This is a genomic window from Fictibacillus barbaricus (assembly GCF_014635025.1).
In the GTDB taxonomy this organism is placed as follows: Bacteria; Bacillota; Bacilli; order Bacillales; family Fictibacillaceae; genus Fictibacillus; species Fictibacillus barbaricus.
Window position 1 is genome coordinate 337,714 of the sequence record NZ_BMCE01000001.1, and the last position, 21,513, is coordinate 359,226.

Below are 21,513 nucleotides of genomic sequence, written 5' to 3' on the forward strand. Positions count from 1 at the left end.
TCTTTAATGAAAGATGAAACACGGATTTTCGACATGGGGACAGACCCGGGTCTGTCCCCATAAAAAGACATATCTCTTTTTTGTTTCTCCTCAAAAGACAAACCAGCCCAAAACAATTCAATAAACGTAAAAACCACCTGATCTGGATCAGGTGGTTAGCTTTGCTTGTTTTTCCATTTATTAAACTCTAAAAACTCTTTGAATTGCTCTTTGCTTACACCAGATCCCATGGCTTCTTTTACAAGATCAGCCCATTCTTGGTCTAGGTTTTTAGTGTCTACTTCAGGTTTAATCAAGTGATCAACTGAAATATTCAATACATCTGCAATCTTTTCAAGAAGCTGAATAGAAGGATTCTGTTGAATGTTTCGTTCAAGTGCACTTATGTACGATTTAGCTACCCCTGCTTTATCAGCTAATGCTGTAATGGAGAGCCCTTTTTCAGTGCGGTATTTTTTTACTCGTTCACCAATCATCATTTGCTATCCCCATTTTAGAAGTAATTTGCCTTTATTATATCTTTCTACAATAGGGAAGTAAATAAATTCTGTGACATGCTTACTACCTAATTTCCTTGCAACTGATATTCATCTAAATTTAATTGGGGATTCTTTAAAAAACTTATAATTTCTTCTTTAGTGAAACCCTGATCTCTCGCTTCTTTCATTAATTCAATCCACTCGTGATCCAACGTAATAGTATTTTCCACTAAAAAATCCCTCCAGATAGTATGTATTATCCAGGTAACCCGGCTATCATAGCTTAATAGCTTTAGATCCGTGGCTTTGCGCCCATTTCTTTCGAATATGTTTGCCCTTGGCTGAAGGATAATTAGGTATAACTTCCTAACACAAATTGATTATATACAAGCAGACAAGAAAATGTTGTCAGAAAATGGCTGTAATATAAATGTAATATTAGAAAAACATTTCTACCCCTATAAAAATAATTTAAAGGATTAATGGGGGAAATGTGGAAGTTTTACATTTAAATAAGTTGTTATATTAACTTTTTTTGAAGGGATGATGAATATTGTCAAATAAATTACCACTTAGTTTGTCAAATCAACTTAGTTTACCTGTCATTAATGCACCAATGTTTTTAGTATCAAGTCCAGATATGGTAATAGAAAGCTGCAAGAATGGTATTATTGGCACTTTTCCATTATTAAATGCAAGAACCTCCGATCTTTTGGAAAATTGGATGACTCATATTTCAAAAGAACTAAAAAAGACACGAGAAGAAAACCCTTCATCTAAAATAGCACCTTGGGGAGTGAACTTAATTGTTCACCGCACCAACAAACGATTTGAAGAAGACTTGGAACTAATCAAGAAATATGAACCGCCAATCGTTATTACGTCACTAGGGAATCCAAGTGATGTAGCTAAAATTGTTCACGGCTATGGTGGTCTAGTATTTTCAGATGTAATCTCACTTGATCATGCTAGAAAAGCTGCAAAGACTGGCATCGACGGGTTAATTTTAGTATGCAGCGGCGCTGGAGGCCATGGTGGTACGTTAAATCCGTTTGCTTTCTTAAAAGCTGTAAAGGAATTCTGGGATGGAATCACAATCTTAGCGGGAGCAATTTCTACGGGCGAAGAGATACTTGCTGCCAAGATTATTGGAGCCGACCTCGTATATATGGGTACGCGTTTTATTGCCACACTAGAATCATCGGCAAATGATGAATATCGTCAGATGCTTATCGAATCTACTCTTGAGGACCTCGTTTATACGGATGCAATCAGTGGAATAAAAGGAAATTACCTTTTGCCATCACTTCAAAAGGCAGGGTTTGATATAGGAAACTTGATGAAAAAGGACGCTATAGACCTTTCATTTTCTGAGTCCAAAGCCAAAGCATGGAAAGATATCTGGTCGGCAGGACAAGGAGTAGGGAGCATTAAGAAAATTTCTACTATAAAAGAAGTAGTGGATGAATTAAAGGCTGAGTATCAAAAAGCATTGCAATCAAAAGAAGTCATCAGCTCAAATAAATAGAATGTTAGTTCTTTAGAACTAATTCCCCTAATTTCACTGTGGATAAACGTGAACTGGGGTTTTTTTATTTTCAGTGCTCATGATTAGAAAACACCTTTATTAGTTTGATCGGCGATTATTTTTATAGAATTTTAACAAAAAGAGGAGTAGACTCGAACAGAGCGAAAGTATAAGTATATCTTTATGTTTAAAAACGATGTAAACTGTATGGAATATGAAAAAATACTGATAAAATACAACGACTACAAGACGGAGGTGTTACCATGAATTTATTCTCATCCATTACCGAAGAAAGTTTCCATTACTTAATACGTGATTATGGATTTTCTAAACCGGTCGATACAGATGGGAGCTGGAAGACAACCTTCTTATATGCAAATGACCAACTAGAAATAGAAATTGAACTGAATTATCGAGATATGGATACGTTTGTATTCATGAGAAGGTTAGAACGTGAGGCGGAAAAGTGTTCTGATCGGATGCAGTTAGAAGAAATCATCAATGTTGAGCCTGTTAAAAGTAATGGTGACCAAACAACGATTGAACAGTTTGAAGAGGGGATCGTAAAGAAGGCGGCGTTATTAAAGAGCAACCTTGATCTAATCATCAATAAAAAAGAAAAAATTTTCTCTTAACACAAAAAAGATAACTCCATCGTGGGGTTATCTTTTTTGATAGGTTTATGAAAAATTTAGTATAAGGATTATAGAGAGTGCAACGCAACGTATTTTTCTTTCTGCCCTAAGGAAAGTTGATCAAAATTTTCTCTACATAAAATTGTTTTGTGCTATTGAGGTTTTATGAGGGAGTGGGAATACGATGGCATAAGAAGGGGAGTAATAATAACCCATCGGATCAGTTCGGATGGGTTGTTAGTTTTGATTGTTCTTTTATTTATTGAACATTTAAAAAAGGAATGTAATAAACCTTGTCTATTTAGTAAAAAATGGAGTCGGATTGTTTAAAAAATCAATGATTTCTTCCTTTGTAAACCCCTGGTCTCTTGCTTCTAATATTAATTCGATCCATTCTTGATCCAACGACAAGGTATTCTTCACTTAGTTATCCCTCCATTTAAACAATTTTATTCTAGTAAGCTAGCTATCTTAACTTGAACCTTAAATTCGTAGTTTTCCTATTTATTTCATTAAAATTGTTGGACTATTTCAGAAGGTAAATAATATATATCGATTATATACAGGTGTTTTTGAAAAAGTTGTCAGAAAATAGATGTAACAAAAATGTAATATTTTTCAAGTGTATCTACCTATTAAAAGGATGAAAGGCTGTAGTTTGTCTTCATTTGTGTTTTAAATATAGTAGTTTACAGGAAACTAGTATTGCATTTGGTACCGAATGTTCTCAAAAATGAATATTTTGTTCTTTAAACCTTGCATTCAAGTCGAGCACCTACTATAATCGTAAGAAAATGTACTCTTTTAAGAACAACAAGTGTTATATAAAAAACAAAAGGGTAGGTGCTCACTTGAAAATCTTATATGTTTCACCTAGATTTCCATATCCTCCTAAAAAAGGAGATCAGTTAAGAGCATACAATCAGTTGAAAGGTTTAAAGTCATTAGGACATGAAGTGCATCTTATATCCTTTGGAAATACCCATCCCATCCCTCTTGAACTACAACATCTATGCAGCAAGGTTACTCTCGTTCCTTTAAGCAAACGTACAGCTTTAAATAATATGTTTTTTGGCTTGTTTAAAGGGTGGCCATTACAAACATCCCTATATTTTTCTAATAAACTGCTTCAAGCTATGAAACAGGCAACATCAGAAACAAACTATGATGTCGTTCATCATCAGCTAGTACGTCTACATCCATATCAATCATCTATTAAACACGTTCCTAATGTAATAGATTTTGTTGATTCCATTTCCCTTAATCTCATTCGCTCTGCACACATTAAAAAATCGCTCTTAAATCCCATCATACGGTGGGAAGCAAGAAACGTACGTAATATGGAACAGCTGGCAAGTTCCAATTACGACGGAGGTATTTTTATTTCGGACATTGATAAAAACAATGTTTCCTTAAATCGAGATACATTAATCACGATTGCAAATGGGGTCGATCTTGAATACTTCTCTTTTCAAAAACAATTAACAAATAATAATAGCTTAATTTTCGTAGGGAATATGAGCTACTCCCCTAATAGAGAAGGTGTGAAGTATTTTATTAAATATATTTTCCCTCTTATTAAAGAGAAGATTGAAGATTTCACTTTTTATGTAGTGGGAAGAAATCCAACTAAAGATCTCATACGTCTCTGTGAAAAACATGAAAATATTATATTAACCGGTGAGGTAGATGATGTTCGAAAGTATCTCTGGAATGCTAAGCTGTTCGTTTGTCCGTTGAAAAGTGGCGCAGGACTGCAAAACAAAGTATTGGAAGCAATGTCATGTGGCATACCAGTCATTACTACCTCAATTGTCAGTGAACCAATTAAAGCGAAAGATGGTCAAAATATTATCGTAAGAGATCGAGATGAAGAATTTGCTCAAACGATCGTTCAATTGCTTACTGATCAAATCCAGTTAAACAACATTCGGAATCAAGCAAGAACGTTTGTGGAGAATAACTACAAATGGGAGCACTTAAATGTGCAATTAGTAGACTTTTATAATAAGACAATTAATAAACATGTAAACGGGAGTCATCCATCACAAACTGAGATTAAGGTTGAGGTGACATCATGAAATTAGTTCTTTTATCTGGAGGCTCTGGGAAACGGTTATGGCCTCTGTCGAATGATGCACGGTCCAAGCAATTCCTAAAAGTCCTTAAAGATGAAAACAATATAAATCAATCTATGATTCAGCGTGTATGGAATCAATTAAAGAAAGCCCATCTTGCAGAATCCACTGTCATTTCAACTAGCATCACACAAGTGGACATGATCTTGAATCAGTTAGGTTCTACAAACGGAATTATTGTCGAGCCTGAACGACGAGACACTTTTCCGGCGATCTGTTTAGCAGCATCTTATCTCTATTCAACACGAAGGACTGACCCTAATGAGGTTGTTGTTGTTCTACCTGTTGATCCATATGTGGAGGATGAATTTTTTAATAAAATAAAAGAACTTGAAACAGCTCTCCAACAATCCGGAGCTCAAATCGCGTTGATGGGTGTGCAACCAACCTTTCCTTCTGAGAAGTACGGCTATGTTATCCCAAAATATGAAGATGATGCTCCGTGGGATAAAGTACTGCAGTTCAAGGAAAAACCTTCCCAGATCCTAGCTGAGGAATTTATTAGTCAGGGCGGTCTATGGAATTGTGGTGTTTTTGCCTTTAGATTAAGTTATATCCTGTCTTTGTTAAAGAATATGGCATTACCTATTCAGTATGAGAGTTTGCTGAAAAACTATTCTCTTTTACCAAAAGACAGCATGGATTATGCGGTTATAGAAAAAGAAAAGAACGTTATTGTTTTAAAATATGACGGGTATTGGAAGGATCTTGGGACATGGAATACGTTAACTGATGAAATGGGTACGAACGTATTAGGAAAAGGAACCATAAGTGCTGATTCATTAAATACCCACTTAATTAATGAACTCGACATTCCTATCACAGTGATAGGGAGTTCAAATCTCATTGTGGCAGCAAGCCCTGATGGAATATTAGTATCAGATAAAGAGAAAAGTCATCGAATCAAAAGCTTAATGCAATGTGAGCACCAAAGACCCATGTATGAAGAACGGAGATGGGGCTGGTATAAAGTCTTGGAGCATATAAAGATTGACGAAAAGAAAGAAGTACTCACAAAAAGGTTAGTGATCAACAAGAACAAGAACTTAAGTTATCATACACACTTTCTTCGGCATGAAATATGGACCATCATTAAGGGTGAGGGGGAATTTGTATTAGATGGAGCAATTAGGAGGGTTAGGGCAGGGGATGTACTTGAGATTCCTCCAAAGGCCAAACACAGTATAAGAGCAGTAACGGATTTAGAGATCATCGAAATTCAAAGTGGTCCAAAGTTGATGGAAGAAGACAAACTATGTGTGTACACGAACTGGGATGATCTTGAGAACTTATTTCTAAGTACCCCTAATGTGATTTAATCCATAGATTAAGTAGCAGATTAACTGCTAATTTCATATCTTATAGTATCTATTAAGCTTGTCTTTTCCTTTGGTAAAGACGTGAGTTAATAGAGTAGCAAGCAGTAAAGCTTGTTATGAAAGGTATGATTTGAATGACAATCAATGCGGATAACTTTAGTGGGCCGAATGATGCAGCAACCGTTCAAGCGGCCATCGATTATGCCTTTGCTAATAATAGTTTCAAAACCGTTCTTCTTTCAGATCGAGATTATTATATAACTGGCAAAATTATCATTAAACAAGGTGTAAAATTATTATTTGGCTATGGGACGCGTTTTGTAGTAAATGGTAACTTTCGAGTATTAGAGCTTCAAAGGAATGCTTCCTTAGATGGCGCATATATTGCAATTGATGATGTTAACTTTAATTCGCCAGTTATCTACCTGGATGGAAAATATAAATACTACAATACGTGGAATAAAACCGTTATAAAAGATATAAACATCGTGAACTGGAGTGGCAGCTATAGAGGAACTGGCTTGCACCTCTATTCATATGGAACAGGTCACGAGATCTCTTTTGTTAATTTTGAAAACATTAATTTCGCCGGTTTAAATACAGCTATTCGATTACAGAGCGTTAAACCATCCACAGGGTACAGCTGGGTGAATGCCAACCGTTTTAATAAAGTATCAGTTGATGATTGTGTCCAAGGAATCGTTTTTACCTCAAGTGAAAGTATTCCGAATGAATGCAGTGGGAATCTCTTTACAAACCTGCAAATACAGCCATCTGCTAAAACGGTTAAATTGATAACCATTTCCGGTCAATACAATGAGTTTGATGGAATGGCATGGGATTTAGGGCAAGTTCGTAATAATACGTTAGTAGAATTCACTTCGCAAAGTTCATATAACAAAATAGATATTCGAAGTATCCCAGCCGCGCGAATCGTAGACAACGGAAGGTTCAATGTGAAGTGAATAGTTCAAAACTCCAATGACATGGAGTTTTTTATTGGGGGTTTTGCATGTCCAAACAGGTAATGGTCTGCCTCTTTATTACGGCTTTACTAACCGCTGCAATGACTTTAGGACTTCAGAAAATATATATCAGATCTACGAGCTTGGAGGCGCACGGTAATGATCTGAAAGATGACGCCAAAGTTATTCAACGAGCCATTAATAATAGTTATAAAAATAAAGATGGACTTGTGAAGTTAACAGGCAACAAACAATATGTGATCCGGTCAGGCTTAGTGATAAAAGAAGGGGTAACATTAGAGCTGGGACAGAATACTAAGATTCTTATCGATGGTGACTTTAGAGCAATCCAGCTCGAAAAAAATGCCTCTGTCATCAATGGAATTATTGAAGTAGTCGATCCTAACTTCAAATCAGAAGTGATTTTTTTAGATGGAAAACATAAATTCTGGTCATGGGAACGTACTCAGATTAATAATGTGTCTATCATTAACTCAAGCCGTTCTCATCGCGGGTCGGCTATCTCACTGCATGCAAACGGAGATGGCAATTTTATAAGCTTCGTAAATGTTATAAACAATAATGTGGCAGGATTTCAAAATGGGATTGAAATTTTTGTCGATCATAACGGAAGCGAAGAAGAACCAAGCTGGATTAACGGCAACCGTTTTGTAAATATGACGTTAGATGATTGCGTAAATTATATTGTCATCGACTCGTCCGTTTCGGTACCGAATGAAAGTTCTGGAAACCTGTTTAATGGACTTCAGATTCAGCTGTCAAAGGTTTCTAAGACGATCATGAAAGTAAGCGGATCTTTCAATACGTTTCAAGGAATGGTTTGGGATCAGCACCTGTTGAACAACCAGGATAAAGTTGTCCGATTTACTCAAGAATCTGCAAATAATAGACTTGATATGAATGTCGATGTTTTTTCTATTCTGGATGAAGGAATTCAAAATAGTTATGCAGAATAACCCAAAGTAAACGTTCTTTAAAATGAACAAAAGGGCATGTGTTTTATTTTTTTTAGATTTTAGGTTCATTATTTAGAACAGAATCTTAAGGAGGTTAAGGATGGAACAGAGGATAGACTTGAAAAAATTTCTTCGAATTTTGAAAAATAGAGCCGTTACGATATTAGTAACTACCTTGTTTGTTACGTCTATTGCTGTAATAGCCTCTATGTATTTTGTAAAAACATCATACGAAGCAACGGAATATATCATAGTAGGTAAAGAACAAAACGAGAACAGTTATACAGAAAATCAGGAACTTATACGGATTTTGGCTTCTGCTGTAGATTTAATAAAAAGTCCCATTGTCCTTAATGCTGTTAGGACTGAACTAGGCGATCAAGAAAGTCTGAAAGAGCTAGAGGAAAAAATATCGGTTCAAAATAATAAGGATTCTCAAATTATTCACATCGTTATTAAAGAATCAGATCCTGAACGTTCAAAACGGATCGCATATGTTGTTGGAAATGTATCAGTTCAAAAATTAAATGATCTTTTAAACGTAAAGAATCTAAAAATAGTTAGCAAATCGGAATCTGATATCTCTGTAAAACAAGTTGGAGACCCATTATTTAACATAGCAATTGGTTTGTTTGCAGGCTTGTTCCTCGGAATAGGTTTGGGGATGCTGAAAGAGCATCTTGATCATTCCATTCAAGATGCTTCAGAGGTAGAACAACTACTCGGCCTGCCCGTTTTAGGACACGTACATGTAAAGAGGAAAGAAAAGAATTTGATTCCATACAAATCCATGCAAAGAGGTGAAATAAGTGTTAAGGGCTAAAAAAGATCCAGTTATAAAATACAACCGAAGTACAGAGGAAGTCAGGATATTAAGAAGTAACATTGAAAAACAAATGGAAGACAGTCGATCCCAAATCATGATGATTACTTCACCCAAAGGGTCATCGCATCATATTTATATCTCGTCTCATCTAGCGATATCCTTTGCAGAACAAGGGAAAAAAGTGCTGTTAGTAGATGCTGATTTAAGAAATCCGACTTTGCATACGTATTTTAATCTACCCAATACAAAAGGTTTCTCCGACGTAGTCTTACAAGGTGAGAATGTTTTCTTACACGCCCGAAGCGATTATCTAAAGGGGCTATACATTCTGACAGCTGGGAATCTATATCATACACCAATTGACTTATGGGTTAGCAAAAAGATCCAGCATGCAGTGAATAGCTGGAAAGAAATGTTTGATCTCGTCCTGTTTCATGCACCTAGCTATTTAGAAATATCAGATGCCCAAATTTTAGTCGATCAATGTGATGGAGTTCTGCTTGTCGTTCAAAAAGGTAAAACAAAAATAGAAGACGCTTCCGCTGCCAAACAGCAGATCAGCCGGTCTAAAAAAACAATACTTGGTGTGATCTATCAAACAGGATAGAAAGGTGTTTTAGAATGAAAGTAGCGGTACCCAATTCAATTTCTAAGAATATCTTTCATCTTTTTTATAGTACGGCAGCCGCAAGTTTCCTAAATGCACTTGTTCTTATCTATTTAGCTTCTTATCTGGAAGCTTTTCATTATGGGATGTTCAGCGTAGCTTTGGCATCCGCTATGGTAATGGGATATTTTACAGATGCTGGTTTAACGGAGATCGCGATTAGAGAAGGTTCAAAAAAGGATGCTGATTTAGGTGCTATTCTAGCTTCTTACATAAAAGTGAGAGTGCTGCTCCTTTTTATTACATTAGCCGGTGGCTCCTGCTATATTTACTTTTTCTATCCTGGGAATACAGAATTAACGAAGATTGCTTATTCCTTAACTATTCCGATGGTAGTTGGGTTAGCCTTACAAGGAATTGGCACCATGTTCTTTCAATTAATTCGAAAGATGCAATACATGGGTTTTATTAAGATGTTCACATCTTTTTTGCTAATAGGTACTCTCGCAATGAGTATCTTGTTTTCCCTTTCACCAGTTGTTGTTTGTCTGATGTATGGTCTTTCCTATTGTATGGCTGGTATATTTGCGCTCATTTTGGTAAGTGGTCATATTTCCATTCGTTTGGATGTTCCTTTTCTTCCTGGATTTTTAAAGAACTTCACTTCATTTATGTTCAGCGGGATGTTATTCATCATAACACCTCAATTAGGTCCTATTGTTCTAGAGAAAACACTAACCTTAAAAGAAGTGGGTTTGTTTGCAGTAGCTTATCGCATACCACAGGCATTACAACAGCTGCCAATGATTGTGGCAGGAGCCTATCGACCCGTGATGTTTAATCACTTCCATAACCAGCAATTGGAGCAGCATCTAAAATTGAACGTGGCACTCATTAAACTGATGGCGATATTTGGAATGTTGATCACGATCCCTCTTTACTATCTATCGGATGAATTCATTATGTTCATATTCGGTGAGAGCTGGATGCCCTCTTCTCATGCACTCAAGATATTGTCTCTTCTATTATTGATTCAAGCCATAGGAATTGGACTAGCTGATGGGCTAACGACGAGGGGGATGCAGAATTATCGAACAGGGGTTCAACTATTCTCAGTACTAACCGGAATTATCGCCTATATCGTTTTAAGCGATACCTTTGGAATAACGGGAGGAGCTTATGCAGGTCTTTCTGTTGAAATTGCTGCTCTCATTGGTTATTGGCTGTTTCTTCCACATAAAAAAGTTATCGCTCTAAAGTCAGTTTTACCCTATTTAGTTTACTTTGCCTTATTCCTGTCATTCTTTACCCTTACGTTATCTAAGCATACATACACCGCAGTTATATTCCATTTGCTAAGTATCGTTCTTTTGTTATATCTGGATAAAGAAATGAAGCGGAAATTAATTAGATTGTTTGATCTTGCCAGTTCAAAATTCAAGGTAAAGGAGAGAGTGAATGATGCTATCCATAAATAAACATGGAAGCTTTCATGTGAGTTTATTTTTACTTTTTCTCCTTGTCTTCTTTGGTAAATATAGTTTGGATCTAGGGTTTGCATTAAAACCTTATATGATTTTTTTAGTCCTCTTTTATATCATCCATTTATCGAACATCCATTTCTATAAACTTCAATTATTTGAATGCGCCATGCTTATGTTTTATATGATTTATTGCCTATCTGGTGTATTCGCTTTATACAGCACAGTGAGTATGCGGATTGTATGTGGAATTGCTTTATATCTGTTCTGCTATTTTTTGATGAAAAGTTTGATCAGCTCTTCAAATACTTTTTCAATAGAACGTGCCCTCTCATATGCAGGAATTGTGTTTAACTTAGGCAGTTTGCTTTTCTATTTTTTAGGATTAAAAAAGTTAAACTTTGTACTTCAAGGTGATGGTGTCTATTCACTGGGCGTATTCATGGATCGTGAATATCCTCGACTGATCGGCTTGGTTGCAGATCCTAATTATCTCGTTTTCTATAACACGCTTTTTTTTACTTACTTTTTATGTAACCTTAACAACATGCGAAATCGACTCGGATTACTTTTATGTATTGTAACGAGTTTGCTTTCTTTTTCAAGAGGAGGATTAGCCGCATTTGTTGCTATCTTCATACTGTATATCCTGATCATGAATCACCCAATGAGACAGCTAAGACTTTTGATCGGCTCGTTTCTTTCCATTGCTGTTATGTTGTATGTTTCCGTCACCTTTTTGCGCTTCGATATTTATAGTGTTATTCAGTCTCGCATACAAGACTTTTCTCGTGATGGAGGCAGCGGAAGATTTGAATTATGGGAAAGAGCTTGGGAGTACTTTATGGGTAGTCCGTGGATAGGGATAGGCGCATCGAATTTTCTTCCATACAATCGGTTTCAATTCGGCGATTCTTTGCAGGTGCATAATACCTTTTTAGAGATATTATCAGAAACCGGGATAATCGGAGCATTTGGTTTTTTAGCTTTTCTTTTCCTGACGATCTATCAATTGTTTCAGCATAAGGTTTATAAAAAAAAGCCGTACCTATTTTTAGCTTTTTTTGGTTTTTTATTGCAGATGGTATCCTTATCCATCATTATTAATGATTTGTTTTTTATGTATTTAGCTATTCTTTCGGTATATTTTCATCAAGAAGAAAAAGCGGTGTTGAAAGAACAAGGAGAAGTAAAATTTTCTGGTGATATTTTACGAGGAGGTGCTAGTCTGTGAATCTTCTTTTAATGACTGATAAGTTAACAACAGGCGGAGCTGAAATTTATTTTTGTAAATTAGAGAATAATCTGCCCCACGAAAAAGTTAACGTGTATACAGCTGCAGGATCAGGTGAGCTATACAAACACATTAAACACAAAGATCGATTTCTAGAGCTAAGTAAATCCAATCATTTCATGAACTTCTGGAGAATACGCAAGCTTATCTGTGATAAAAAAATTGATATCATTCACGCCAACAGCTTAAGAGTGGTGTTATTGCTACTCTTGATCAGATTAACAATCCTTCAATCCTTTCAATGCATTTACACGAAACATAATGTGACGATCCTTGAAAAACAAGCACCTGTCCTTTTCGTTCTTCTTTTAAATAAATTTGTAACAAAAGTGATCACCGTCAGCCACTTTGAAAGAAATCATTTAATCGAGTTAGGTGTTCATAGACAAAACATAACGACGATCTACAATGGAGTAGATTTAAAACAATTTCAATATCAAGATAAACGACCGGAACTTGTATTTAAGGTTGGAATTCTAGCGAGAATTTCTGAGGAAAAAAACCACGCACTTTTTATAGAAATTGCAAATCGGTTAAAGCATAAAGCAAATATAGAATTTTACGTAGCTGGTGATGGTCCTGACTATCGGATCATTAAAGACAAAATAAAAAACGCAAATTTGGAGCAAAAAGTTAAGCTTTTAGGAAATATAGAAAAGCCAGAGAATTTTATCAGAGAGATGGACGTTTTATTATTAACTTCAAAGCGAGAAGTCTTTCCAATGGTCGTATTAGAAGCGATGGCTGTAGGAACACCAATGATTTCTATTGATAAGGGCGGTATAAAAGAGGCTATTATCAACAACGAAACAGGCATACTTATTCCAGAGCATTCAGTAGAAATGTTTTGTACGAAAATAAAAGAACTTGAACAGAATAAACATCTTCGCTTAAATCTTATACGAAAAGCGAGACAAAAAGTGATGCGTGAATTCTCTTTAAACAGTATGATTACGAAAACGTTCGAGGAATACGGGAGGTATCATTTTTTTTGAAATAATAATTCTTTATTAAGAACAAAACTCGATTAATAAAAGAACGGAGAGAAGGGGGGACGCCATATCACGAATAGAACACTTGGACAACATATTAAGCATCTACGTTTATCAAAAAAGTTAAGTATAACCGATCTTGCATCAAGTGCTAGAATTTCAAAAGGGCATTTAAGTAATATTGAAAATCATGGCTCCAGTCCTTCTGTTCAAGTAATAAAAAAGCTAGCTCTTGCTCTTGAAATCCCGGTTGAATTAATTATTGGTCATTCCCCTAGCCAACTTGATCCAGAATGGACAGATTTAATGATTCAAGCTAAAAATATGGGGATAAGTAAGGAAGAAATCCAAACTTTTTTAGCTTATGAGTCATGGAAGCTATTCTTAAAGAAAGAAGGTTAACAATTACTTAGATACACAAACGCTCAGTAAATTACTAAATATTAAGACAAGGGGTTCCTATTTTATAAAAAATATAGTAAAATAATTTTAAAATTAGGTTTCGTTTTATCGGAATTGGGGAAGGAGAGTATATTTGGGGATGAAACATATTGCATCAGGGTTTGGATTTGCGTTTATCTTCTTAGCAGCACTATTTGCATTGGGACTCTATCAAACAGTGATGGTATGGGGGAATATTAATTTGTTCTTTGAACGAATTATGGGACTGACTTCAACTTCATTTATTTCTTCCATACTTCTATTCTGGTCCGTTACGAGTGCTTTTTGGATCTTAAGCTTAAAAGTTTTAGACGTTGCACATAAAACAGAACTTTTTAACACGAAAAATGCGATCTTCGGCATGTTGTTCTTGTTTTTTGCAATCCCATTTGGCATTTGCGCACAAGTGTACCATGCACTAAATATGAATGCTGGCGTGACCACCATTACTACAGCACTATTCATCATGACAATTGTTTCTTTTATCATTGGTTTTGTATTTAAATTTAGAAGAACGGCAAGATAATAATTCCGCAGGCACCTTCAAGCCTGTGGATTTTTTTTATTCTTATAAATAGTAATTTTTAACTTTTATATCTTTTAGCGTTTTATAAATAAAAAAGCTTGCAGCCGTCGCTGCAAGCTTTTCGTTTTAATTAGAAGCTTTTTTATTATCACTGATTCGGACCAACAAAAATCAAGAACGCTGGACCGGTAAGGTAAACAACCATAATTACAATGGATTACACCTACATCCAGCTCCTATTAAGATATCCAGGAGCGAATGTTGGTTCCTGAAAGCTATCAAGATGCATGTCTCCAGTAATAACAAACCACAACTAATTCCTTTTAATAAACAATTTAGAACTTCCTTACAAATGAGTAAAACCATACAAAAGTCGGTGCTCAAATCCCCTTTCTCTACATTTCTTAACCTCCTTTTGGGTAAGATGAACCAAAATAGATAAAATGTTCTTTAGATGAAACAAAATATTCTTTATAAAATATGATATTCAATGAAAAATAAAGAAAAACACAGAAAACTAGTTCTAATGTACGTTAAAAAGAACAAATTTAACCAGAAATGCGGGTTTTTAAACTAGTAAAATCGTTCTATAATAACGACATAAGCGTTCTTTAAATAGAACAAAGACATCCTGTTCCTTCATATTAAAGGAGGGGAAACAAATTAGACTGAAGCGTTTACGCAAATTCAGAAACAAAAATCGGCCGTATGTATTCTGTATGAAACTTGGACTTATCTTTTACTCTTTCGCGTTCTCTATTCTTTACCTAACGGGTAACACAGGTGCTTACTTTAATGATGCCGCCAGTGTAAATGGATTTATTCAAGCAGGGACTTGGTGGGATAAAAGCTCCTTAACTTTTGTAACAAACAATAAACAGCCTGTTAAAAAAGGTGAATGTACCCCAATAAACGCCACCATCAAAAATGGGGGTGACGGAGATATGCAAGGCACAGTCAATTACGAAGTATGGTGGGCTGAAAAAGGCAACCCGAAAGACGGTGTAAAAGTCAGCGGGGGAGAGATTAATGCTTTAAAAAGAGGAGAAAGTTTAGGGTTATCTTATGCATCGGATAATGACGGAAATTATAAATTTAAAGCGTATCAAAGCACAGGTCATCCAGGTCAAGGCGAGCTTTGGAGTGATGACATAACGGTGAATTGCTCGGATTCAAAAAGCGCAGAAGAAACCCAAGAAAATAATAGCGATACTGAAAAAGTAGAAGAAGATAGCGAAGTTCCTGAACAAAAGCCTGAACAAGAACAAGAGCAACCAAATGAGCCTGTTACACCTGAGACCCCAGAAGACACTACAGAAGAGACCACCGAACAGGTACCTGAAACGCAAACGGGTGAAACTGGGAATGAAGAAACAACCGAGGAAACGCCTATAACAACTCCAGATCCTCAGCAGGTTGAAGAAAATGAAACACAAAAGGATGGTACGAAATGAAAATGATTAAGGTGAAAAAATGGGTTAGTAATATTGTCACTGTTATATTGTTTCTCACGTTAATTTCTACTGCTTTTGTAGTGATTTCCTCAAAAGCTTCAGGTGGGGAACCAAAAGTTATGGGTTATCAGCTTAAAACAGTTCTATCCGGTTCCATGGAGCCGGGCATACAAACAGGATCCATCATAGCTATTAAGCCTGGTGGCGACATGGAACGTTTTCAAAAGGGCGATGTGATCACCTTTAAAGAGTCTGAAAACAAACTGATCACTCACCGTGTCCTAGAAGTAAAAGGGACAGGAGAAAACACACAATACATCACAAAAGGTGACAACAATGACGCACCTGATCTAAGCCCAGTTTTAGCAGCAAATGTGGTAGGAGAATATAACGGATTCACCATTCCGTACATTGGTTATCTCCTGAATGCTGCCCAATCAAAAATCGGTTCTGCACTGCTTCTTATCTTACCAGGCGTTTTATTACTTCTATATTCCGCTGTAACGATCTGGAAAGCGATCAAAGAAATTGAAGTGAGTAAAGAAACAACCACGACTTCTAATTAATGTGATTGAAATTCTGTAATGATTAAAAATCTTACGGATTCAATATAAAAATGTACATACCCAAAGGGTGAAAGGGAGGAAGTTTATAATGAGTTTAAAGAAGAAATTAGGTCTTGGGGTAGCTTCAGCAGCACTAGGTTTATCTTTAGTAGGTGGGGGGACTTATGCATACTTTAGTGATTCGGCCGAAACAAAGGGTACTTTTGCATCGGGTACCCTAGATTTAAATGCTGCACCTACAACAATTATCAATGTAGATAAAATCAAACCTGGTGATTGGATGACACGTTCTTTCCAACTAAAAAACGACGGTAATTTGGACATTGCAAAAGTTTTATTAAAAACTAGTTATACAGTAACAGATGCAAAAGGTGATAACGCTGGTGAAGACTTTGGTAAGCATATTCGTGTTAACTTCTTATGGAATAATGATAAAGTCGATGGCGTTATTTGGGATACAACGTTAGATCAATTACAAGCAATGTCTCCAGATGCAATTGCAGAAAATGTATTTTATCCATGGTTGGGTGAAAGAGGCGGAAATCTTGCTGCAGGTACAGCAGATACACTTTACGTACAATATGAATTTGTAGAAAATGGAGCTGACCAAAACAAATTCCAAGGCGACAAATTAGAGCTTAAATGGACATTTGAAGGTAAGCAAGGTGCTGGAACAGCAAGATAACTTTTTAAAAAATTAATGAATTAGAAGGTGGGGATGAACCTCCACCTTTTAATTTATTAATTGCTAGTATGAGGAAAGATGATAAATTTTTTCTATCTCCTACTATATTAAGGTTGTGAGGTAACGATATGAAACTAAGTTTAAATCTATTTAAATTAATCCTTATCTACAGTCTAGTTTTACTTACAATTGTCGTTTTTCTTCCGATTAGCAGCACCGGCGCAAATACCAGCACACCGGAAATCAAAATAGATACACTTCCAGAAAGTGTCCTGTTTAACATTAAAGATTTTAAGCCTGGAGATTGGGCGCCGCGTGTTCTAACGATCCAAAACAACGGCAATCAGGACTTTTCTTATAATATTCAATCTCGTATGAAATCTGGATCCGAGAAGCTTTTCAACGTATTTCAGTTAAAAATTGAAGATTCGTCAGGTGTCATTTTTAAAGGTGATCTAAAAGACTTCAAAGAACTTGATCCACGTCCTTTAGCTTCTTTTTCAGAAGAAAAGCTTACCGTAACCGTTGAATTTCCGTATGTCTCTGGCAACGAGTTCCAAGGACTAGATACGGAAGTTGAATTTGTTCTTTATGCAGAAGGAGAGAACGAACCGCCACCGCCAGATACCGAAGAACCTGATGAAGACAATGGAAGCACACCACCTAGCGAGAACAGCAACAACCCGCCTGCCAAAGATAATGGCTCACTCCCACAAACTGGTGAGGATAACCCAATCTTAATCATCTTGTCTGGTTTATTCATCTCTATAGCAGGCCTAGCATTGTTGCTCGTTAAAAAATCCATCATTCCGAATCCTTTCAAGAGAGGATAGGGGATGAAGTGGTTTGCATATTTGTTAATTGTTGCAGGTGTTTCTACCATGTTTTATCCAAAAGCAAAAAGCATGTATTACTCCTATCAAGAACAACAGCTGTTGGAAGACTGGGAATCTTCTGCTGAAGGTTCTTTGATCCAACAGAGCTACCAACAGCTGGATAATGTTTTTACAGAAAAAACTCGCCCTAAAAATGCATCAGATTTTTCAAGCAAACCTAACATACTGGGTAAGCTCACAATCAACCAAATCGACCTGACTATCCCAATCATGGAAGGTGCTTCTCAACAAAATTTAAAAGTGGCTGCAGGTCATCTAAAAGGAACGGCTCCAATAGGCGAACCCGGTAATGCTGCCATTGCTGCACATCGCAGTTACACCTATGGTAAACAGTTTAACCGTCTAACTGAAGTCAAAACAGGTGACCTTATTAAAGTTGAAACCAATCATAAGAAGCTCACCTACAAAATAACTGAAAAACTACTCGTAAAACCTACTGATTTATCAGTCCTCCAAAACCACAAGAACCAAAGTGTGATTACATTAATAACTTGTCATCCTATGAAAAATCCAACACATCGTTACATTGTAAAGGCCGTTCTGCAAAAAGAGGAGGTTTTATAGCAAAGGAAGTTGTTATATGTGAATAATAAACTAGGTTTACAAATTAAAAAGTATCGTTTATTGAAACAAATGAGTTTATCAAGACTTGCAGCAAAAGCAAGTATTTCAAAAAGTTACTTAAGCGGCATCGAAAGTCATAAAACCAATCCATCTGCGCATATGATTCAAAAAATATCTAAAGCATTGGAGGTTCCTGTGGAGCAATTGTTAGATATTCAAGTTGAAATACTTGATCCCGAATGGGTAGAGCTTGTTGCTCAAGCAAGAGAGATCGGACTAGACAAGGAAGAAATCCGTGCTTTTTTAGCTTATGAGGCATGGAAACGTTCTATTAAGGAAGGAGTGTAGACGTGATTCGCTTAGGCGATGGGTTATACATCTGTCATCTCAATGGACATCTATTAAAAATCGTGTATAAAGGGAATAACGAATGTGAAATTTATTTAGAAAATGAGTATCAAGGCAGAGCTCCTTTTGATTATGTAAAGAACAAATTAAATCTGATGGAAAAACGGTGGAACACATCTAAGATTATTCACTATCACTATAAGGAATTACAAACCACCTATGATCAAAGTGTATAAACAAGCCAAGACCTTACTAAAGGTGTTGGTTTTTTATTGTCCAATAACATTCTAAGAACTTGGATACTTCAATTTTCCTTCTCTTTTTTATCTTCTTATTTACACAACGATACCAAAGATTAACAAAATCTTAAAACCAGTCTCTCTAAGTACCTGCTAGGATTAAAGAGGTTTATAGATCTATTTTTCCTTATAGGAGGGAGTATTTTAACATGAAACATCATTCATGGCGTCATCTGTTCGTTACATCTACTTTAGCCCTAAGCATTGTTGTTCCACAGATCTCAAGCGAAGTAAAAGCGAATGAAAAGGTCATGGTAAACGAATCTTTTGATGGTATCCAGAACGGAGCACTGCCGAATGGCTGGAAAGTGGTTGAGGGTCAAGGAAAGGTGCAGGATGGGAAGCTTGTACTTAGTTCCGCATCTTCCAGTAAACCTGCACGAATTGTTGCGGCGCTGCCGGATGATAACAACGGTAACTATGTGTTTGAAGCAGACATGACGTTTATTTCAGCTGTTGAAGATACACGCTGGGCATCTATCATATATCGTGCGCAAAATGAGAACTATCCGTATTATCAGTTTGCGGTTAGACGTGGTACATCAGCCCTAAATGGATTGGAGTTTGCGGAGCGTACAGAAAAGAATGCTTGGAACGTAACGGAAACAAACTTTTATAAGGAGAACTTTGAGTACAACAAAAGCTATCGTTTAAAAGTAATCGCAAGTAAGAATCGCGTACAGCAATATGTGAATGGTGAGCTTGTTGTCGATACGGCAGGAGCATCTAAATGGTTGAACGGAGATATTGGCTTTCAGGCGAATGGATCAACCGTTCAATACGATAATGTAAAGTTAACTTCGTTCAGCGGTGAACTGCCTCCGGTTCCAAGTTCAGGTGTATTACTGCCAGAAGAGGCACCAACTAAAATGATTAATGCACCAACACTTATTGAGGGACCTGCTGTTACAAATTACAACGTTAAGACCGGATCGGCTCTTTTAAAAGTGGAGAATAGAGACGGAAAGATGTACGCAAATGGAAAGCTCTTAAATGATCAATTAAATCTATTGAAAGCGAAGAAGATTCCAGTATTACATATAGAACAAGCTGGGATAGAAGAAGCGGTAGTTGCCGCTTTGAACGAGACATCCACGTCGGATGTTCAAGTCGTATCAAGCAACAAAGAAATCATTACATCCATTAAAAAATTGAATCCTCGAATTCGCGGTGGACTTTTCTATGATAACAGCGCATTAAACAAGCATGACCTGCAGCAGATCGTGGAAGATGTTCACGAGAGCGGCAGTAAGATGGTGATGCTTCCGCTTAAACAGCTGACAGCGGATAACGTGTATTATCTGCATAACCGAATGGTCTCGGTTTGGGGGATCGGTGGAGATACGATGGCTGATACGCATGAGCTCATTCACTTAGGGGTAGATGGGATCGTAACGAATCAGCCAGCGAATGCAGTAAAAGCATTCAGTCAGTATCCTGAAAAAACAATAATTCAACGTCCAATCGTGGCTGCTCACCGTGGAGTTCCATCTCAAACTCCAGAGAATACGATAATCAGTTACAAAATGGCGTTTGATCTAGGCGCAGATCAGATCGAAACCGATGTGCAGCGTACGAAGGATGGACATTTGGTTATCATGCATGACAATACAGTCGATAGAACAACAAACGGTACTGGAGCAGTTGATCAGTTAACATTAGAAGAGATTCGTCAGCTTGATGCAGGAATTAAATATGACGAGAAATTTACTGGTGAAAAAGTACCGACATTCAAAGAATTCCTTCAAGAATTCAAAGGGAAAGATGTAGTACTATTAGTTGAATTAAAAGACCATGGCATTGAACAGCAAGTGATTGATGAAATCAAGAGTGAAGGTATGATGGACCAGGTTTCTATGCAGAGTTTTTATCTCGACAGCATGCAGCTCATGAATGAGATCGCCCCAGAGCTGCCGATTGGCTACCTCTTCTCTGCTTCTGTTCCAGGAACGATAGATGCTAAGCTGAAGAACGCCAAGAAGATGGTTGACTATGGGACAACCAATGACGTTACGCTGAACGCAAGCTACGGTACGGTGTATGCAGAGTTCATTAAATACATGCGTCAGCGAGGGCAGATGAGCATGCATTGGACGTTCCGTGGAGAAGAGCCGTTTGCGGATAAGCTGAAGGAAGGCCTTATTGGCCCCATCACAGACTATACTCAGTGGCTGACTGCTTCACCAATTCAATTGGAAACACCGATTAAAAAACTCAATTTAAATGTTGGAAAGGCACATGAAGTTCAAGCGAAGGCAAAGGTGAGTTACCGTGTGGATCAGCGTGAAAATGTCGAGACTGAACTTTTTACAGCAGATGATAATGGCGTTGTTCGAGTAAACGGTAATACCATTGAAGCCGTTGCACCTGGTACAGCACAAGTATTTGTTAAACATACGTTTACAATGCTTAGTGAAGAGTGGAATTTAGTCTCAGAACCGATCGAAGTGACGGTGAAATAACAAAACAAAAACCGGCTGTATTGGCCGGTTT

Annotated in this window: 24 protein-coding genes and 1 riboswitch; of the genes, 21 read left to right on the forward strand and 3 right to left on the reverse strand. The window is 36.8% G+C overall.

Going from position 1 to position 21,513, the window contains the following annotated elements; translation table 11 throughout:
* Positions 1 to 155 precede the first annotated feature (155 nt).
* Both IEV52_RS01720 and IEV52_RS01725 read right to left on the reverse strand, forming a co-directional pair.
* Positions 156 to 476 carry a helix-turn-helix domain-containing protein gene (locus IEV52_RS01720; protein WP_188402202.1) on the reverse strand — a complete coding sequence of 107 codons (321 nt, stop codon included), beginning with the start codon at positions 474 to 476 and terminating at the stop codon, positions 156 to 158.
* 89 nt (positions 477 to 565) lie between these two features.
* Positions 566 to 709: an anti-repressor SinI family protein gene (locus IEV52_RS01725; protein ID WP_188400811.1), complete on the reverse strand. Its 144-nt coding sequence runs from the start codon at positions 707 to 709 to the stop codon at positions 566 to 568.
* Positions 710 to 739: 30 nt separating this feature from the next.
* A riboswitch (cyclic di-GMP riboswitch) is annotated at positions 740 to 825 on the reverse strand.
* Positions 826 to 1,032: 207 nt separating this feature from the next.
* On the opposite strand from IEV52_RS01725, the gene IEV52_RS01730 reads away from it, so the two are divergent.
* Both IEV52_RS01730 and IEV52_RS01735 read left to right on the forward strand, forming a co-directional pair.
* Entirely contained in the window at positions 1,033 to 2,007 is a 975-nt protein-coding gene (locus tag IEV52_RS01730; protein WP_229754149.1) for an NAD(P)H-dependent flavin oxidoreductase, read from the forward strand.
* A gap of 263 nt (positions 2,008 to 2,270) precedes the next feature.
* Positions 2,271 to 2,642 carry a hypothetical protein gene (locus tag IEV52_RS01735; protein ID WP_188400812.1) on the forward strand — a complete coding sequence of 124 codons (372 nt, stop codon included), beginning with the start codon at positions 2,271 to 2,273 and terminating at the stop codon, positions 2,640 to 2,642.
* Between the two features lie 297 nt (positions 2,643 to 2,939).
* On the opposite strand, the gene IEV52_RS01740 is transcribed toward IEV52_RS01735, so the two are convergent.
* Positions 2,940 to 3,065: an anti-repressor SinI family protein gene (locus IEV52_RS01740; RefSeq protein WP_229754150.1), complete on the reverse strand. Its 126-nt coding sequence runs from the start codon at positions 3,063 to 3,065 to the stop codon at positions 2,940 to 2,942.
* A 503-nt stretch (positions 3,066 to 3,568) separates the two neighbouring features.
* Between IEV52_RS01740 and IEV52_RS01745 the strand changes: the two genes are divergently transcribed.
* The 19 genes from IEV52_RS01745 to IEV52_RS01835 all read left to right on the forward strand — a co-directional run bounded on the left by IEV52_RS01745 (position 3,569) and on the right by IEV52_RS01835 (position 21,482).
* Positions 3,569 to 4,723: a glycosyltransferase gene (locus tag IEV52_RS01745; protein WP_229754151.1), complete on the forward strand. Its 1,155-nt coding sequence runs from the start codon at positions 3,569 to 3,571 to the stop codon at positions 4,721 to 4,723.
* Entirely contained in the window at positions 4,720 to 6,099 is a 1,380-nt protein-coding gene (locus IEV52_RS01750; RefSeq protein WP_188400814.1) for a sugar phosphate nucleotidyltransferase, read from the forward strand. Before IEV52_RS01745 ends, IEV52_RS01750 begins: the two co-directional genes overlap by 4 nt.
* A 134-nt stretch (positions 6,100 to 6,233) precedes the next feature.
* On the forward strand, positions 6,234 to 7,064 hold the full coding sequence (locus IEV52_RS01755; protein ID WP_188400815.1) for a hypothetical protein: 831 nt from the start codon (positions 6,234 to 6,236) through the stop codon (positions 7,062 to 7,064).
* Between the two features lie 47 nt (positions 7,065 to 7,111).
* A complete protein-coding gene (locus tag IEV52_RS01760; protein WP_188400816.1) occupies positions 7,112 to 8,041 on the forward strand; it encodes a hypothetical protein in 930 nt (309 codons plus the stop codon).
* 100 nt (positions 8,042 to 8,141) lie between these two features.
* Entirely contained in the window at positions 8,142 to 8,864 is a 723-nt protein-coding gene (locus IEV52_RS01765; protein ID WP_188400817.1) for a YveK family protein, read from the forward strand.
* Positions 8,851 to 9,474, forward strand: a complete 624-nt coding sequence (locus IEV52_RS01770) for a CpsD/CapB family tyrosine-protein kinase (protein WP_188400818.1) — start codon at positions 8,851 to 8,853, stop codon at positions 9,472 to 9,474. Before IEV52_RS01765 ends, IEV52_RS01770 begins: the two co-directional genes overlap by 14 nt.
* Positions 9,475 to 9,488: 14 nt before the next feature.
* Positions 9,489 to 10,952 (forward strand): oligosaccharide flippase family protein, encoded by a 1,464-nt coding sequence (locus IEV52_RS01775; protein ID WP_188400819.1) that lies wholly within the window; start codon positions 9,489 to 9,491, stop codon positions 10,950 to 10,952.
* The gene (locus tag IEV52_RS01780; RefSeq protein ID WP_229754152.1) at positions 10,933 to 12,189 is read left to right on the forward strand and encodes an O-antigen ligase family protein; all 1,257 of its coding nucleotides are present in this window, start codon (positions 10,933 to 10,935) and stop codon (positions 12,187 to 12,189) included. The genes IEV52_RS01775 and IEV52_RS01780 overlap by 20 nt, the downstream gene beginning before the upstream one ends.
* Complete coding sequence (locus tag IEV52_RS01785) at positions 12,186 to 13,244, forward strand: glycosyltransferase family 4 protein (RefSeq protein WP_188400820.1); 1,059 nt, start codon at positions 12,186 to 12,188, stop codon at positions 13,242 to 13,244. Before IEV52_RS01780 ends, IEV52_RS01785 begins: the two co-directional genes overlap by 4 nt.
* A gap of 93 nt (positions 13,245 to 13,337) precedes the next feature.
* On the forward strand, positions 13,338 to 13,643 hold the full coding sequence (locus IEV52_RS22715) for a helix-turn-helix domain-containing protein (protein ID WP_373869404.1): 306 nt from the start codon (positions 13,338 to 13,340) through the stop codon (positions 13,641 to 13,643).
* A 139-nt stretch (positions 13,644 to 13,782) separates the two neighbouring features.
* Positions 13,783 to 14,208, forward strand: coding sequence for a hypothetical protein (locus IEV52_RS01795; RefSeq protein WP_188400821.1), 426 nt, complete (start codon positions 13,783 to 13,785; stop codon positions 14,206 to 14,208).
* A gap of 668 nt (positions 14,209 to 14,876) precedes the next feature.
* Positions 14,877 to 15,662: an amyloid fiber anchoring/assembly protein TapA gene (gene tapA, locus IEV52_RS01800; protein ID WP_268234760.1), complete on the forward strand. Its 786-nt coding sequence runs from the start codon at positions 14,877 to 14,879 to the stop codon at positions 15,660 to 15,662.
* Between the two features lie 2 nt (positions 15,663 to 15,664).
* Positions 15,665 to 16,228, forward strand: a complete 564-nt coding sequence (sipW, locus tag IEV52_RS01805; protein WP_188402208.1) for a signal peptidase I SipW — start codon at positions 15,665 to 15,667, stop codon at positions 16,226 to 16,228.
* 88 nt (positions 16,229 to 16,316) lie between these two features.
* Complete coding sequence (locus tag IEV52_RS01810) at positions 16,317 to 16,913, forward strand: CalY family protein (protein WP_188400822.1); 597 nt, start codon at positions 16,317 to 16,319, stop codon at positions 16,911 to 16,913.
* Positions 16,914 to 17,041: 128 nt separating this feature from the next.
* Positions 17,042 to 17,746, forward strand: coding sequence for an LPXTG cell wall anchor domain-containing protein (locus tag IEV52_RS01815; RefSeq protein ID WP_188400823.1), 705 nt, complete (start codon positions 17,042 to 17,044; stop codon positions 17,744 to 17,746).
* Positions 17,747 to 17,749: 3 nt separating this feature from the next.
* Entirely contained in the window at positions 17,750 to 18,373 is a 624-nt protein-coding gene (locus tag IEV52_RS01820; RefSeq protein ID WP_188400824.1) for a class D sortase, read from the forward strand.
* An 18-nt stretch (positions 18,374 to 18,391) separates the two neighbouring features.
* Positions 18,392 to 18,721 carry a helix-turn-helix domain-containing protein gene (locus IEV52_RS01825; RefSeq protein ID WP_188400825.1) on the forward strand — a complete coding sequence of 110 codons (330 nt, stop codon included), beginning with the start codon at positions 18,392 to 18,394 and terminating at the stop codon, positions 18,719 to 18,721.
* A gap of 2 nt (positions 18,722 to 18,723) precedes the next feature.
* On the forward strand, positions 18,724 to 18,957 hold the full coding sequence (locus tag IEV52_RS01830; RefSeq protein WP_188400826.1) for a hypothetical protein: 234 nt from the start codon (positions 18,724 to 18,726) through the stop codon (positions 18,955 to 18,957).
* Between the two features lie 212 nt (positions 18,958 to 19,169).
* Positions 19,170 to 21,482 carry a glycerophosphodiester phosphodiesterase family protein gene (locus tag IEV52_RS01835; RefSeq protein ID WP_188400827.1) on the forward strand — a complete coding sequence of 771 codons (2,313 nt, stop codon included), beginning with the start codon at positions 19,170 to 19,172 and terminating at the stop codon, positions 21,480 to 21,482.
* Positions 21,483 to 21,513: the final 31 nt, after the last annotated feature.